15 protein-coding genes are annotated in these 15439 nt (G+C 58.2%); 6 read left to right on the forward strand and 9 right to left on the reverse strand.

The genetic code is table 11. The features are described from left to right. Positions 1-8: 8 nt before the first annotated feature. Positions 9-1040, reverse strand: a complete 1032-nt coding sequence (locus G6N80_RS20995; RefSeq protein ID WP_165136527.1) for an ABC transporter substrate-binding protein — start codon at positions 1038-1040, stop codon at positions 9-11. Between the two features lie 240 nt (positions 1041-1280). Here G6N80_RS20995 and G6N80_RS21000 point away from each other — a divergent pair, with 240 nt between their 5' ends. From G6N80_RS21000 to G6N80_RS21015, 4 genes are all read left to right on the forward strand, one after another. Then, positions 1281-4016 (forward strand): DUF2339 domain-containing protein, encoded by a 2736-nt coding sequence (locus tag G6N80_RS21000; protein ID WP_165136530.1) that lies wholly within the window; start codon positions 1281-1283, stop codon positions 4014-4016. Continuing rightward, a complete protein-coding gene (locus G6N80_RS21005) occupies positions 4013-4672 on the forward strand; it encodes an HD domain-containing protein (RefSeq protein WP_165136533.1) in 660 nt (219 codons plus the stop codon). Before G6N80_RS21000 ends, G6N80_RS21005 begins: the two co-directional genes overlap by 4 nt. After that, positions 4672-5517 carry an MOSC domain-containing protein gene (locus G6N80_RS21010; RefSeq protein WP_165136536.1) on the forward strand — a complete coding sequence of 282 codons (846 nt, stop codon included), beginning with the start codon at positions 4672-4674 and terminating at the stop codon, positions 5515-5517. Before G6N80_RS21005 ends, G6N80_RS21010 begins: the two co-directional genes overlap by 1 nt. Positions 5518-5633: 116 nt before the next feature. After that, positions 5634-6863 carry an MFS transporter gene (locus G6N80_RS21015; RefSeq protein ID WP_165136539.1) on the forward strand — a complete coding sequence of 410 codons (1230 nt, stop codon included), beginning with the start codon at positions 5634-5636 and terminating at the stop codon, positions 6861-6863. Here G6N80_RS21015 and recO read toward each other — a convergent pair whose 3' ends face one another. Continuing rightward, positions 6864-7631 carry a DNA repair protein RecO gene (recO, locus tag G6N80_RS21020; protein ID WP_062552770.1) on the reverse strand — a complete coding sequence of 256 codons (768 nt, stop codon included), beginning with the start codon at positions 7629-7631 and terminating at the stop codon, positions 6864-6866. It lies immediately after the preceding gene. A gap of 163 nt (positions 7632-7794) precedes the next feature. On the opposite strand from recO, the gene G6N80_RS21025 reads away from it, so the two are divergent. Continuing rightward, complete coding sequence (locus tag G6N80_RS21025) at positions 7795-8187, forward strand: hypothetical protein (RefSeq protein WP_165136542.1); 393 nt, start codon at positions 7795-7797, stop codon at positions 8185-8187. Between the two features lie 9 nt (positions 8188-8196). Here G6N80_RS21025 and era read toward each other — a convergent pair whose 3' ends face one another. From era to rpoZ, 7 genes are all read right to left on the reverse strand, one after another. Further along, positions 8197-9150, reverse strand: a complete 954-nt coding sequence (era, locus tag G6N80_RS21030; RefSeq protein ID WP_082547009.1) for a GTPase Era — start codon at positions 9148-9150, stop codon at positions 8197-8199. Between the two features lie 9 nt (positions 9151-9159). Beyond that, entirely contained in the window at positions 9160-9876 is a 717-nt protein-coding gene (rnc, locus tag G6N80_RS21035) for a ribonuclease III (protein ID WP_156379000.1), read from the reverse strand. Beyond that, positions 9876-10619, reverse strand: coding sequence for a signal peptidase I (gene lepB, locus G6N80_RS21040; protein WP_062552772.1), 744 nt, complete (start codon positions 10617-10619; stop codon positions 9876-9878). Before lepB ends, rnc begins: the two co-directional genes overlap by 1 nt. Before the next feature lie 65 nt (positions 10620-10684). After that, complete coding sequence (acpS, locus tag G6N80_RS21045) at positions 10685-11110, reverse strand: holo-ACP synthase (protein ID WP_062553214.1); 426 nt, start codon at positions 11108-11110, stop codon at positions 10685-10687. Positions 11111-11383: 273 nt separating this feature from the next. Then, positions 11384-11536, reverse strand: coding sequence for a DUF3563 family protein (locus G6N80_RS21050; protein WP_082547010.1), 153 nt, complete (start codon positions 11534-11536; stop codon positions 11384-11386). Between the two features lie 134 nt (positions 11537-11670). After that, a complete protein-coding gene (locus G6N80_RS21055) occupies positions 11671-13911 on the reverse strand; it encodes a RelA/SpoT family protein (protein ID WP_062552773.1) in 2241 nt (746 codons plus the stop codon). Positions 13912-14025: 114 nt separating this feature from the next. Beyond that, positions 14026-14436, reverse strand: a complete 411-nt coding sequence (rpoZ, locus tag G6N80_RS21060; RefSeq protein ID WP_062552774.1) for a DNA-directed RNA polymerase subunit omega — start codon at positions 14434-14436, stop codon at positions 14026-14028. 289 nt (positions 14437-14725) lie between these two features. Here rpoZ and G6N80_RS21065 point away from each other — a divergent pair, with 289 nt between their 5' ends. Further along, the gene (locus tag G6N80_RS21065; RefSeq protein WP_062552775.1) at positions 14726-15304 is read left to right on the forward strand and encodes a LabA-like NYN domain-containing protein; all 579 of its coding nucleotides are present in this window, start codon (positions 14726-14728) and stop codon (positions 15302-15304) included. Positions 15305-15439: the final 135 nt, after the last annotated feature.

Raw genomic sequence — 15439 nt, forward strand, 5'->3', positions numbered from 1 at the left:
TTGCTGCCTTACGGCAGCATCCGCTCGGCCTTCGGCGGCAGGTAGCTTGCGTCAAAAACCTGCTCGGCCTTGACGTTGCCCTTCAGCCCCATGGAGATCTTCAGCGTGTCGATCGAGGCACCAAGGCGAGCCATATCCACGCCACCGAAGCCATTTTCCTTCACGTAAGGCGTCTTGATGTTCATGGCATTGGCCATGTTCAGGCGCTCCAGTTCGATCTTGCTGTCAAGAGTCTCATTACGCTTCAGGACGGCTGCAACACCCTCTTCCGGTTTTGCCACGGCGTCGGCAAAGCCCTTGGCCAGTGCCTTCATGAAGCCCTTCACGGCAGCCGGATTTTTCTGAGCAAAATCAGTGTTGATGAGCACGGCGTTGCCATAGAGATTCAAGCCATGTTCCGCCATCAGGATTGTGGAAATGTCCTCGTCCTTGATCCCCTGCTTCTTGAGGTTCAAGACAACCGAGAAGGCGAAGCCGAAGACGGCGTCGACATCACCCTTGGCCAGCATGGGCTCACGCACCGGGAAACCGATCGATTCGATCTTGATCTTGCTGTCATCGATCTTGGCGGCCTGCTTGAACGCCTTCCACTGGGCGAATGCGCCATCCGGTGGCGGCGCCCCGAGTTTCTTGCCTTCGAGCGACTTGGGATCGGTGGTGATGCCTAAAGACTTGCGGCCCACGACGGCAAAGGTCGGGCGCTCATAGACCATCATGGCAGCCTTGATCTTCTGGTTCGGATCTTCATCCAGGAACTTGATCAGGGAGTTGATATCGCCAAAGCCCATCTGGTAGGCGCCAGTCGCAACGCGCGGAATGGCCTCGACCGATCCGTTACCGGTATCGATGGTCACGTCCAGGCCTTCAGCCTTGAAGTAACCCTTGTCGACAGCGAGCAGGAAGCCTGCTGCCGGGCCTTCGAACTTCCAGTCCAGCGTGAACTTGATGGCAGTGTCGGCAAAGGCTGGCGCGGAAAATCCCGCACTCAACGCCACGGCGGCGATGACCGGAAGCTTGGAAAACAGACGGCGCGTGAACATTCAATCCCCCTGGATGCGTTTTCGAATGCGCACATGAAAGCCGTTCATTCAGTGCGTTGCAAGCACCATTTGCATAAAATATGGACAATTAAACTTTATGATTACAGTTTAATCTTTTCGCCTTTTGCTTATGCACGATCTGCTTGCTGTTTTGGCATCCAAATGCCGTTGTCGTTCAGCCTTTCCTTTCTGACGGCGCAGACGATATAACGGGTTCCGAGCTGGGAACGCGGAGCACCTATGTACGAATTACTGGTTCTTGTTGGAGTTTTGATCCTATTGATCGGCCAGCGACGCCTGTCCAATCGGGTCAACCAGTTGGAAGCGGAGGTGAAGACACTGACGCTGCGGCTGCAGGAGGGGAGCAGCGCAAACAGCACTGACACCGTTCCGGTGGTCAATGACAGACCGACCGAAACCCTGCCCGAACTTGAAACGGCCGCTCACACGCAGCCCGACGAACCGGCACTGTCAGAGACAGAGCCCGCGACGCCGGAACTCATTCCGGTTGCGGCCAATGCGAAGCCGCGTGAAAGTTTCGAAAGCAGGCTTGGCGCGCAATGGACGGTCTGGGTTGGCGGTCTGGCACTTGCCCTCGGCGGCGTATTTCTTGTTCGCTATTCCATCGAAGCGGGTCTTCTGGGGCCAGCAGCGCGGCTGACGCTCGCGACGATATTCGGGCTGTTGCTGGCGGCGGGCGGTGAAGTGTTGCGCAGGGGATCGCTGCCCAGACTTCCACAGGCCTACAACAACGCCATGATTCCGGGCATCTTGACCGCGGCGGCAAGCGTGACCCTGCTGGCGACCGTGTTTACCGCGCATGCCTTCTATGGCTTCCTCGGGCTGACAACGGCCTTTGTGCTCCTCGCACTTGTTTCCTTTGCCACGCTCGGGCTTTCCTTGCTGCATGGGCAGGCGCTTGCGGGGCTCGGCCTGGTGGCCGGTCTGGTTTCGCCGCTTCTTGTGTCCAGCGACGACCCGAGTTTCTACGTTCTGTTTGGCTATCTCACCACGGTTTGGTGCGCCGCGACGCTGGCGGCCCGGATTCGCGAGTGGCGCCTTCTGCCCGTATTCGCCAACCTCCTGATGATGTGCTGGATCATGTTCAGCTGGGGTAGCGCCTATGTTCTGGAGCCCAGCGCTCTGCCGCCGCCGCCAGCCTCAGGCATCGCCTTGATCGTCATGATTGCAGGAACTGCCTTCTTCTGGCCAGGACGCCGGTTTGTGGCAGATATCGCGGAACCGGCAGCCGAACGCGGTCTGTGGCGCTACACCCGCAGACTGCTTGCGCGCTCGCCAAAGGCCATCATGATCTCGATCTCACTGGCCGTAATGCTCTCGATCCTGACCATGGTCGCGGCAGATCTTCCGGCTATCGCAGATCCGGTCCTGATATTCGTGGCCGTGACAGGCTGCCTTGCCGGCCTTGGCGCGGGGCGTCGGTCTGCGACGATCCCCGCGATATTCGCCGGATTGACGGCAATCTGGGGAATTTCACTCTTCGCCCTGCTCGACGCCTCTCGCGTCGTGTCATCCACTTTACCGCAAGCTTCCGTCGATGGCTGGCTGAGCAGCATTGCACCTGAAGCTCTGGGCGGGCTCATTCTCGGGGGCATATTCACCCTCTGCGGCTGCCTGTTCATTCGCCGCAATGACCGGATCGATCCGGAATTCAGCGTGTTTTGGGCGCTTCTTGCGTCGATCATTCCGCTCGGCATCGCCTCCATCACGTTTATCAACTACGGAGCGCTGAACGGTGACTGGTGGCACGCCATTGCGATGCTGCTGACGGCAGCGGCACTTCTCGCGACGGCACTGCGCATCTCGACATCAGAGAACGACGCGGCGTTTGCGCATATGTCCCGCGACTTGTTGCTGCTCGGCTCTTTCGGCGCACTCACCCTTGCGCTGCATTGCCTGACCAAGGGGCTCGCCACGACGATCGGGGTTCCGATCATCGCAGCAGCCTATGTTCTTGCAGCGTCTCGTTACCGCTGGCGCGGACTGCCCTGGGCGATGATCGCCGCCGCCTTCGTGACTCTGGTCCGGATCGGGTGGGAGCCGACGATCGTCGGAGTGCAGAACCTTTCGACGACGCCGGTCTTCAACCAGTTGCTGGCAGGATACGGCGTTCCGGCTGCGCTGCTGACCTTTTCCGCATGGTTCCTCCGGCGCTGGGAAGGTCGGCGCGCCTTGAACGCACTGCAGGGTCTGGCGGCGCTCATGGGGCTGATCGCAATTGCCATTCTCGTTCGGCATGGCATGAACGGCGGCGTTCTGAACGATGCCGTGCCGACCCTTGGGGAACAGTCGATCTATACGCTTCTGCTGATCGGTTTGTCGGGCATCTTGATGACGCTGGATTTTGGCAACCCATCCGGCGCTTTGCGCTACGGTTCTATCCTTGCAGGCGTAGTTGCAACGCTGAATGCGCTCTTCCTGCATCTCGGTGCGCTCAATCCGTTCTTTACAGATGAGAATCTTGGCAGCTGGCCTTTGGTAAACCTGCTGCTGCCGGGCTATCTGCTGCCTGCGCTCGCCTATGCGGGGCTTGCCTATTACGCGCGCGACAAGCGTCCGCGCCCTTATGTCGTCATGCTGGCGATCGCCGCGGCGATTCTCGTTTTCGCCTGGGCAACGCTGAGTGTGCGCTGGTTCTGGCAGGGGCCACATATTGCGGAATGGAAGGGCTTCCTCTCTGCGGAGACCTATACCTATTCCGTTGTGTGGCTGGCGATTGGGGTGGGCCTTCTGGTGCTGGGCTCGCGCTTCAATGCGCGCAGCCTTCGCCTTGCCTCGGCGGCGCTGGTTCTGATCGCAGTCTGCAAGGCCTTCCTCATCGATATGTCAAACCTGGAAGGGATTCTTCGCGCCCTCTCCTTCATCGGGCTCGGCGGTGTTCTGATCGGCATCGGCCTGTTTTACCAAAAGGTACTGGCCCGCTCGACACCAGCGCCGGAAGAGCCGGCGGCATGATGGACAAAGTGACTGATCTTTTTGCGCCGTTCCAGGATCTGGCGGCGGCGCTTCTTCCGCATGCGTTCGATGCAGAAGATGGCGCGCATGATACGGCGCATCTTGCCCGAGTGTTCAAGAACGCCATGCGCATTCATGGCAAGGAGGGCGGCGATGCCGACGTCATTGCTGCTGCAGTTCTTCTGCATGATTGTGTGAGTGTGGAGAAGAACTCGCCGGACCGCAGCAAGGCGTCGCGGCTGGCGGCTCTGAAAGCAACCTCCTTGCTCACCGAACTCGGCGGCTTCACAGACAGAATCGAAAAGGTCGCCCATGCCATTGAAGCGCATAGCTTTTCCGCAGGCATTCAACCCGAGACCATCGAGGCCAAAATCCTTCAGGATGCCGACAGGCTGGATGCAATCGGCATGATAGGAGCCGCCCGCTGCTTCTACATCTCAGGCCGCATGGGCAGCAGTCTTTATGATGCTGGTGATCCGCGGGCTTTGGATCGCGACATCAACGGCAACAGGTTCGCGCTGGACCACTTCCCTGAAAAGCTGTTCAAACTGGCAGAGGGCTTTCAAACGCAAACGGGGCAGGCCCTTGCGCAAGCGCGGCATGCGCGACTAAAGCTGGTTTACGATACACTTCTGGACGAGATCGAGAACGGCTGATGCGTGTTTCCGCCCTGAATATTTTTCCGCTGAAAAGCGCCCGTGGCATCAGTCTCAACGAGGCCCAGGTGGATGCCTTCGGGCTGGCCGGTGACCGCCGCTGGATGGTGACCGAACCGAGCGGAAAGTTCGTGACTCAGCGTGACCTGCCGCAGCTGGCGCAGATATCCGCCTATGCAGACGACAATGGCCTTACGCTGCGGATGGGCAGCGATGAGCCGTTGCTGGCGCCAGCCACTCCAGATCGCCGCAGACAAGACGTCATCATCTGGGACTCGACGGTGAATGCGGCGGTTGCCGACGAAGAGATCAACCAGACGATATCGCGATGGATGCAGCGCCCGTTGCAGCTCGTCCATTTCGACGAGGTATCGCGCCGGACGGCCAGCGTGAACTGGGTGGGTGAGGAAACGCCGGTGGCCTTCGGTGACGGCTATCAGGTGCTGATCACCAACACGGCCTCGCTCAACGCGCTGAATGAAAACATGGCGGCCCATGGTGAAGCGACCGTCGGAATGGAGCGCTTCCGCGCCAATATCGTGCTGGAGCATGACGTGGCCTGGGCCGAAGACGGCTGGGAAGCGGTCAAGATTGGTGACATTCTCTTCAGGCTCGTCAAACCCTGCGCACGCTGCATCATGACGACTCAGGATCAGGCAACCGGATCCCGAGACATTGCGTCCCCGATGCCTGCCATGGGCCGGATGCGCATGTCTGCGGATCGAAGCGTCCCCGGTCCGCTTTTCGGCTGGAATGCCGTGCCTGTGGGTCATGGCACCATCAAGGTGGGTGATGAGGCGCAGTCTGTCGGCGCAAAAGAGCCGTGGGCGATCAAGAAGCGATAAGCGAACCTCGCATGCGGCTTCGCATTCATCACAGAGTTGAATGTAAGCAATAAAGAAAACTCACTTGGTTTTGAGCCTGACACGGTTATTCTCCTGCAAAATGGGATGATACCGACATGACCAAGCCAAGTGCCCTCGCCTCGCAAATGCCCTGGCTTATCATTGCCAGCGGCTCCCTCATCGTAATGCTCGTGTTCGGTCCTCGCTCGGCCATGGGCTTTTTCCAATTGCCGATGCTTTCGGAAACCGGTTGGGATCGCAGCACTTTCGGCCTTGCCATGGCGCTGCAAAACCTGTTCTGGGGCTTGAGTCAGCCGTTCTTCGGAGCAATCGCCGACCGCTTCGGCACAGCGCGCGTTCTCGTCGCCTCCGGCGTTCTCTACGCTGTAGGCCTGTTGCTCATGGCGCATGGAACAGCGCCTGTCTGGCTGCATGTGGGCGGCGGTATGCTGGTTGGTCTTGCGGTGGGTGCCGGTTCGTTCAGCGTGATTCTTTCGGCCTTTGCGCGCAATGTCACACCGCAACAGCGCTCCATGGCTTTCGGTATCGGCACAGCGGCCGGGTCCGCAGGCATGTTCCTCTTCGCGCCGCTCAGCCAGACGCTGATCAACCTCTATGGGTGGTCGGACAGCCTGGTCATCATGGGCGGCCTGATGCTCATCATTCCGCTGCTCGCCTTCCCGCTGAAGGGGAATGCAAATTCCGGTACCCAGAGCGCATCCAGCGTTCAACAGAGTGTTGGACAAGCCCTGCGCGAGGCGTTTGCGCACCAGAGCTATCTGCTGCTGGTTAGCGGCTTTTTTGTCTGCGGTTTCCAGGTGGCGTTCATCACAGCGCACTTCCCGGCCTATCTCGGCGATATCGGCATCGATGCGAAATACGCCGTCATCGCCATGGCCCTCATCGGCTTTTTCAACATCATCGGCTCGCTGGGCGCGGGCTGGATCGGTCAGCGATATTCGAAACCCTATTTCCTGGCCTATATCTATATCGGCCGGTCAATTGCCGTGACGGCCTTCCTGCTTCTGCCGCAGACTCCCCTTTCGGTCATCGTCTTCGCCACCGTCATGGGCCTGCTGTGGCTATCCACGGTTCCGCCGACGAACGGTCTCGTGGCCATCATGTTCGGCACGCGGCATCTTGGCCTCCTAGGCGGCATGGTATTCCTGTCGCACCAGATCGGCTCCTTCCTCGGCGTGTGGATGGGCGGATATCTCTACGATCACTTCGGTTCGTATGATCCCGTGTGGTGGCTGGGCGTCGGTCTTGGCATCTTTGCGGCAATCGTTCACTGGCCTATCCGCGAACGTCCGGTCGAACGGCTTCTGGCCGCGAACCCAGCCTGATCAAACGTCCGACGGAACCGGCTCGCTTGGCTTGTTCCTGCGCTCCAGTGCTTTCAGCGCCGCCTGGACGAAACCGTCCCGGGCGGCGTTTTGCTGCAGGCCTCTCGGCTCGTAGACATGTCGATGTAGAAAGAAGCCACTGAGGCGGAAGGCATCCGCCAGTTCGCGCACGCCCGCCGGTTCGGAGGGCTCCGGCGAGAGAAAACCGGGGAGCGGCAACATTCTGTCCGCATAGGGCGCACCTGCATCCCGACTGACCGCGCGTCCGCTTTTCGGGGACACGTAGACCAGCCTCTCCCGCGTACCCGTGGCCGCGCATTCGCCCAGATCGAGCCCGAAGCCGAGATCATTCAAGACGGCAAGTTCGAAGCGAACATAAAGTTCCCCGGCCCCGGCAGGATCTTCCATATGATCGAGAATGGCATCCAGAGCATCGAACAGATGCGGATGCGGATCTCGCTCCGGCAGCAGGCGAAGCAGCGCCCCCATGGCCTGCACGCCATAAACCGCGGTTGCGCTTTCCATGAGACGCGCCGCCCGCAGGTGGATCGGCTCAAGTTTGTAATCACCCAGATGCTCGTCCAGTCTGGCGCGCCAGACCGCATCCACGCGGTTTCCCGGCTGAAGCACCGGCTGCATGGTGCGGGAACGTCCACCGCGAACGAGGCCCATGTGGCGACCGCGCGTCTTTGTCATCAGCTCCGCAACGACGCTCGTTTCGCCGTGGCGGCGAACACCGATCACAATGCCTTCATCCTGCCACTGCATAGTGTCCGTGTCTTCCTTCTGGAACGCAGTTTCACCTGACATCGGGTCTACGCGCAATCGCGAAGACGTGCTGGAACAAAACATAGCATCCGGTGTCTGGATGCGGGAACCAAACAGGGGGCTGATCGGTTGCTGCGCCGAGAGTAAAAATTCCGGAGAAACCATGCGCAACGCGTCGCTCGCCGTCCTTATCACCCTTCCCGCATTGATCTCCATTGCGCCGCAAATGGCCCGCGCGCAATCCGCCGAACTGGAGCAGGCCTGCGTTGCAGTGGCCCAGAGCTTCATGCTGGTCCCGACGCTGAAGACCGGCGTTGTGCAGTCCTTTCCGGAGCTTGATCCGCCGGGTGCACGCCTCACTTACTCTACACGGGCCAACCCGGAGCCGACGGACTATACCAACGAGATCAATTGCGAGTTCGACAAGGCTCAAGCCCCGTTCGGGCTCAAGCGCTTTTGCATTTCCAACACCTGTTACTCAGCAAGCGAAAAGGAAGACGAAAATCGTCGACGCTTCCTGGAAGTGAAGGCGCTGATGGACCGTCAGAAGCGGTAGAGCAAGGGCTCAGCCCCTCGGGAACTCCAGCCCCATCTCGCGGAAACGCTCTGGATCATCGCCCCAGTTCTCGCGAACCTTCACGAACAGAAACAGGTGAACGGGCTGTTCGAGGATTTCGGACAGCTCCTTGCGGGACGCAGTGGAGATTGCCTTGATCGCTTCGCCACCCTTGCCCAGCGCGATTTTCTTCTGGCTGTCGCGCTCGACATAGATCACCTGTTCGATGCGAACGGATCCATCCTTACGTTCTTCCCACTTCTCCGTTTCAACATGCGAGGAGTAGGGAAGCTCCTGATGCAGGCGCAGGAACAGTTTTTCGCGCGTGATTTCGGCAGCGAGCTGGCGCATGGGCAGATCGGAAATCTGGTCTTCCGGATAGTACCACGGGCCTTCCGGCAGAACCTCTGCGAGGTGATCCATGAGATCTTCGCAGCCAGATCCCGTCGTGGCCGAAATCATGAATGTCCGCTCGAACTTGACGGCCTCGTTCGCAGTCTGCGCCAGCTTGAGCAGATCCTCCGGCTTCACACGGTCTATCTTGTTCAGAACCAGTATCTTCGGCTGGTGGACGTCCTTCAGACCTTCCAGGATCGCTTCCGCATCGCCCCGAAGGCCGCGCTCGCTATCAATCAACAGCATGATGAAATCGGCATCTTTGGCGCCGCCCCAGGCGGATGTCACCATTGCGCGATCCAGACGTCTGCGCGGCTTGAAGATACCAGGAGTATCCATGAAGACGATCTGCGCGTTCTTGTGGATGGCAATGCCCCGCACGATAGCGCGCGTCGTCTGAACCTTGTGGCTGACGATCGACACCTTGGCGCCAACAAGCCGATTGACCAGCGTAGACTTGCCGGCATTCGTCGCACCGATCAGGGCCACAAAGCCGGAATGGGTTTTTGGCGCATCCGCCGCATGAGTGCCGACACCATCGTCGGCAATGTTCTGTTCTTCGCTCATCTTGACCCTTCAGCCTTCTTGTTCAGGCTTTTGCCAGATGCCTTCGCGCTCCAGCAGTTTCGTTGCTGCAACCTGCTCCGCGGCCCGCTTGGAGCGCTCGATACCGGTTTCGGGCTCTACACCCTCAATTTCGACCGTCACGGTGAATTGCGGTTCGTGGTCGGGACCGGAACGATCATCAACGCGGTAATGAGGCGTACGGCCAAACTTCGCGTGGGACCATTCCTGCAATTCCGTCTTGGCATCACGGCGGCCATTGGCCGAGCTCTTCGCCCGCTTTTCCCAATGCTTGAGAATGAAGCTTCGCGCAGCCTCCAGTCCGGCGTCAAGATAGATGGCCGCAATCAGGCTTTCCACAACGTCGGCCCGCACGTTCTGCATGCGCTTGCCAGTCAGCTTCTTCACATCGGAACCGGTACGAATGAACTGGTGAAGACCGAGATCATCCGAGACACTGGCACAGCTGTCGGCGCTGACCAGTTGGTTCAGGCGAACGGAAAGTTCGCCTTCCGTCGCCGTCGAATAGGTGCTGAACAAGAGTTCTGCCACACACAGACCAAGAACGCGGTCGCCCAGGAACTCAAGCCGCTCGTAGTTCGAGGCCTTGCCGCCGCCGGTGCTTGAATGCGTCAGCGCCCGATCCAGCCACTGCTTATCCGCAAACGTATGCCCGAGCGCCGTTTCCAGCTTCACGCGCTGTTCTGCGGACAGGGTCGTCGACTTCATTATTGAACGACCTTGAATAGACGATCCCAGCGCATGTTGGCAGGCCACTTCCAGATTTCGCTGAAGGACGTATCGTTGCCCAGCGAGAAGAAGATGATGCTGGCGCGACCGACGAGATTTTCCGCAGGAACGTAGCCCACATCGAAGCGGCTATCGAGAGAATTGTCGCGATTGTCACCCATGAAGAAATAGTGGCCAGCAGGAACAACGAACTCGCGTGTGTTATCGCCACGGCCATCCTGGATCTGATCCAGCGTTTCGTAAGCCTTGCCATTATCCAGCGTCTCGCGGAAGACCGGCACATCCGTGCCGGGGTCGAGACGGTAGTCCGATGTGAATTTTCCATCAGGCTGCTTGGGCACCGGCTTGCCGTTCAAATGCAGGACACCGTTGATCATCTGGATACGGTCGCCCGGCAGGCCGATCAGGCGCTTGATATAGTCCACGTTCGGATCTGTCGGCAGACGGAAAACGATGACATCACCGCGTGTCGGTTCGCTGGCCAGAATGCGCCCAGAAAACAGGTTTGGCGAAAGAGGCAGCGAATACTTGGAGTAGCCGTAGGCGAACTTGTTGACGAAGATGTAGTCGCCCACCAGAAGCGTCGGCATCATCGAGCCTGACGGAATCGTAAAGGGCTGAAACAGAACAGTTCGGATAACCAACGCCAGCAGAAGCGCCTGGATGATGACCTTGATGTTTTCCCAGAGGGCGCTCTGTGACTTTTCGGCTTTTTCGGACACGGTTGACGTCTTTCGTTATCGGCTTTCGCGCTTCTCTAACCCCTTCCAGGGGAGCGGGCAATGCCTCAGCGCGACAGGATGGAGGCTTCACTAGAAATGGGGCGGGCCTCGATGATCACAAAGGCCTGAGCGTAAGGATATTCATCGGTAATGGTCAAATGAATCACAGCTTCGTGCCCGGCGGGCATCATCGATGCCAGATGCGCACCTGCGCCGCCTGTCAGAAGCATTGTGGGTTTGCCTGATGGCAGGTTGACGACCCCCATGTCACGCCAGAAGACGCCCTGCGCAATGCCGGTGCCCAAGGCCTTTGAGCAGGCTTCCTTGGCAGCGAAGCGCTTGGCGTAGGAGGCGGCACGTGTCTTGCGCCCGTCGGACTTGCGGCGTTCAGTTTCCGTGAAACAGCGATGGGTAAAGCGCTCGCCGAAACGCTCGATGGATTTTTCGACCCTTCGGATGTCAATCAGGTCGCTACCCATTCCAATGATCATGGTGATCCTTTCGCCCTGGTCAACAAAGCCACCATCAAGATGGATCTGTGCCACATGCTGGCGCTCAAGCGACAAAGGCCGCGCACGCCAGTCCTCAAGGCGATACCGCAAGGACGCGTATTCTGCAATCGCCGAGCGGCGCCAAGGAACAAGAGCGCCGCGCTACCCATCCGGAGAGTGCGCTCCTAGACGGAGCCATGCACCTATCGGATATTCAGTCATGTATTTTGCACCGCACAATTATTGTGCGAGGCAGGTTGTGGGTCGCCCTGCTCAGAAGGACTTGCGGAACATTCCGCGATCGACCTGGCGCATGCGGTATTCGAGTTCGATTGCATCGCTCGCATCGTTCAAATAGGCCATTTCACGTTCCTGAACGGTGGGAGCGCGAAGGGCGCGGGCGAGCTGTCTCATGGGCTTGAACATGTGTTCGTCTCCTTGTTGCGATGCACAAAACATAAGACGAACCGATTGAAACCACCAGAGCCAGTCCGCTTCAGCTGCCATGCATTACACGCATGGCTTGATTAGAAGACAGGCAAAGAGCGATTAACGAATGATCAATCGTAGAGCCGCTTGACCGTGGAGATGCAATCCAGGTCCTTCAACTGCGAAAGCAGCTGATTGAGCTGACGCAAATCCCAGACTTCCAGCTCCAGCGCCAGTTCCGAGAAGTCGGTTGCAACACGCCCCATGGTCATCATGCGGATATTGATGTCGAGGCGGGCAATTGTCTGGGCGACGGTGGCCAGAGTACCGGGCTCGTTCAGCGCGTTGATGACGACCTTCGCCATGAAACGAGACTTGTTGGCCTCATCCAGATCCCAACGAACATCGATCCAGCGTTCCGGCTGATCGTCGAAGCGTTGAAGCGCGGAAGACTGGATAGGGTAGATGGTGAGGCCCTTCCCCTCTTCCATGATACCCACGATGCGATCTCCGGGCACCGCACCGGATGGGGCAAACTGAACCTCGATATGATCGGCAAGACCACGGATCGGCAAGGGATCGGGACCAGCGCCATTTGGCACGGCCGCTTCGCTTGCCTCCTGCGCCGTGCGTTCACGGCCCGGCAGGCGGAACATCATGCCCGAGGCGCTCTGCATGTTGAACCAGCCCTGATCGGCCGCCGGCTTGATGGTGGCGCGCTCGTCTTTGTAATCGGGGAACACAGCCCGGAAGACATCCAGCGAGGACAGCTCACCGCGTCCTACAGACGCGATCGCGTCTTCCACATCCTTGTGGCCAAGTCTGAAGAGCGCTGGCTTCAGGATGTCGCGCGAGAACTGTTTGCTGGCGCGCTCGAATGTGCGCTCCAGAATGCGATAACCAAGGCCAGCATATTGCTTGCGGATTGCCATGCGAGTTGCGCGCCGAATGGCCGCACGCGCCTTGCCGGTCACCACAATCTCTTCCCAGGCAGCGGGCGGAACTTGTACGCCGGACCGAATGATCTCGACTTCATCGCCATTATTCAGGCGGGTGACAAGCGGCATGATGCGGCCATTGATCTTCGCACCGACCGTCGTATCGCCGATGTTGGTATGAACCGCGTAGGCGAAATCGATTGGGGTAGCACCGCGCGGCAGGGCGATCAGCTTGCCCTTTGGCGTGAAGCAGAAAACCTGGTCCTGGAACAGCTCGAGCTTGGTATGTTCGAGAAATTCTTCCGGATTGTCCCCTTCCGCCAGCGCCTCGATCGTATGACGCAGCCAGGAATAGGCGTTCGATTCCTTGGAGAGCAGTTCGCCGCCCTCCGTGTTCTCCCCATCCTTGTAGAGGCTGTGCGCCGCGATGCCGAATTCCGCGATCTCATGCATGCGCCGGGTGCGGATCTGCAGCTCGATACGCTGCCGCGACGGGCCGACGATCGTGGTGTGGATGGAGCGATAGTCGTTCTGCTTCGGCGTCGAGATATAGTCCTTGAAACGACCCGGAACGACGCGCCAGCGAGTATGGACAATGCCGAGCGCACGGTAGCAGGCCGGAATATCATCCACCAGGATACGGAAGCCATAGACGTCCGAGAGCTGCTCGAAGGACAGGGATTTCGACTGCATCTTGCGGAAGACGGAATAAGGCTTCTTCTGCCGACCTTTCACGTAGGGGTTCAGCAATCCGTTGGCGACGAGAAGTTCGCGCAATTCCTCCTCGATCTTCGAGATCAAGCCTTCGTTGCGCGAAGAAAGCTCTGCCAGGCGCTTGGTAACCGTCTCATAGGCTTCCGGGTTCAGATAGCGGAACGAAAGATCCTCAAGCTCGTCGCGCATGTCCTGCATACCCATGCGACCCGCAAGCGGCGCATAGATATCCATGGTTTCTTCGGAAATGCGGGCGCGCTTGTCATCACGCATGTGTTCAAGCGTGCGCATGTTGTGCAGCCGATCGGCAAGCTTGACCAGAAGAACGCGCACATCATCGGAGATCGCAAGCAGCAGCTTGCGCAGGTTTTCTGCCTGCTTTGCCTTCTTGGAAACAAGATCCAGACGCTTGAGCTTGGTCAGACCTTCGACGAGGCGGCCGATATCCTCGCCGAAGAGCTCATCGATTTCGGCGCGCGTCGCGGTGGTGTCTTCGATCGTATCGTGCAGGAGAGCCACGGCAATGGTCGACTCATCCAGATGCATGTCGGTCAGGATGGCGGCAACTTCCAGCGGATGGGAAATGTAGGGATCGCCGCTGGCGCGCTTCTGCTGGCCATGTTTCTGCATGGCGTAGACATAGGCTTTGTTCAGAAGAGCTTCGTTTGCGTCTGGCTTGTACTTCTGGACGCGCTCAACGAGCTCGTATTGCCGCATCATGCCGTGGAAAATCCTGTCGAACTTGAAAACAAAAATGGCGCGCCGACCTATGCGTCGACGCGACCATCAATATATCTGCTGCGCTGCATGAGATACAGCGCTGACTGATAAATATCAGTAGTCGTCGCTCTTTTCCGGCGGAACGAGACCTTCGATACCGGCAAGCAGCTCTTCTTCCGACATCTGGTCGAACGTCAACGTCTCAGGAAGATCGTCTTCGTCAAGCACCTTGTCCTGACCGGAAGCACCTGCATTGGCGGCAATGAGGCTGGACGGATCGGGTTCCGGCTCATCGACTTCCACATGCTTTTGCAGGGAGTGGATCAGATCTTCCTTCAGATCGTCCGGCGATAGCGTCTCATCGGCGATTTCGCGCAGGGCCACGACCGGGTTCTTGTCGTTATCGCGGTCAACGGTGATGGAAGCACCCTGCGAAATCTGACGCGCCCGATGACTTGCCAGAAGCACAAGCTCAAAACGGTTATCGACTTTGTCGATGCAATCTTCTACTGTGACGCGGGCCATAGCCTGTCCTTTATGGTCGGTATTTCAGGATTTGATATGCCGGATACAGGCAAAGGTCGCCAAATTCAAGTTTTTCCTCGGGCGGCTGCGATTTACCCCCTTCTCACCACAAAGTCTATGGTATATTCAACCATAAGTTGCTTGGATAAATTTGAGCCGTGCCGTAAAGGCTGGTTATATGAAAATATCATAATGTTACCAGCCATTTCTACAACTCTGTTGTGAAATTATTCGTACGACAGACATAGTGGCAGGGTCGCAGTAGCATTTCTGGGACGGATGAGGATTTATGTTTGACCCCCGCGAAAAAATAGCTCTCTTCATCGATGGCGCGAATCTTTACGCAGCCTCGAAAAGCCTTGGTTTTGACATTGATTATCGCAAATTGCTGAAGGCTTTTCAGAAGCGCGGCTACCTGTTGCGGGCTTACTATTACACCGCTCTTATTGAAGATCAGGAATATTCGTCCATTCGTCCGCTGATCGACTGGCTTGATTACAACGGCTACAAGGTTGTGACAAAGCCTGCCAAGGAATTTACCGATTCCATGGGACGCCGGAAGGTAAAGGGCAATATGGACATCGAACTGGCTATCGACGCGATGGAACAGTCCGAGACCGTTGATCACCTGGTGCTCTTCTCTGGCGACGGCGATTTCACGACGCTCGTGGAAGCACTGCAGCGCAAGGGCCGCAAGGTTTCGGTCGTGTCGACCATGGCAACGCAGCCACCGATGATCGCAGACGACCTGCGCCGTCAGGCGGACCATTTCATCGATCTTCTGTCTCTGAAGGCGGAAATCGGTCGCGACCCCTCCGAGCGGCCTGTGCGTCCACATGATGCCGGTGCAGATCTGCCGACGAGCTAAAACGCATCATCATCATTCACGAAAAGGCGCCCGGGTGGCGCCTTTTTTGTTGTTCGGAATATTTCAGGCCCCCATTATCGATCATAAAACTTGATCGCATCTATCTCAAACATTCGCTGGACGAATTGATGCTGC

Origin of the sequence: Rhizobium rhizoryzae (assembly GCF_011046895.1) — a bacterium.
In the GTDB taxonomy this organism is placed as follows: Bacteria; Pseudomonadota; Alphaproteobacteria; order Rhizobiales; family Rhizobiaceae; genus Neorhizobium; species Neorhizobium rhizoryzae.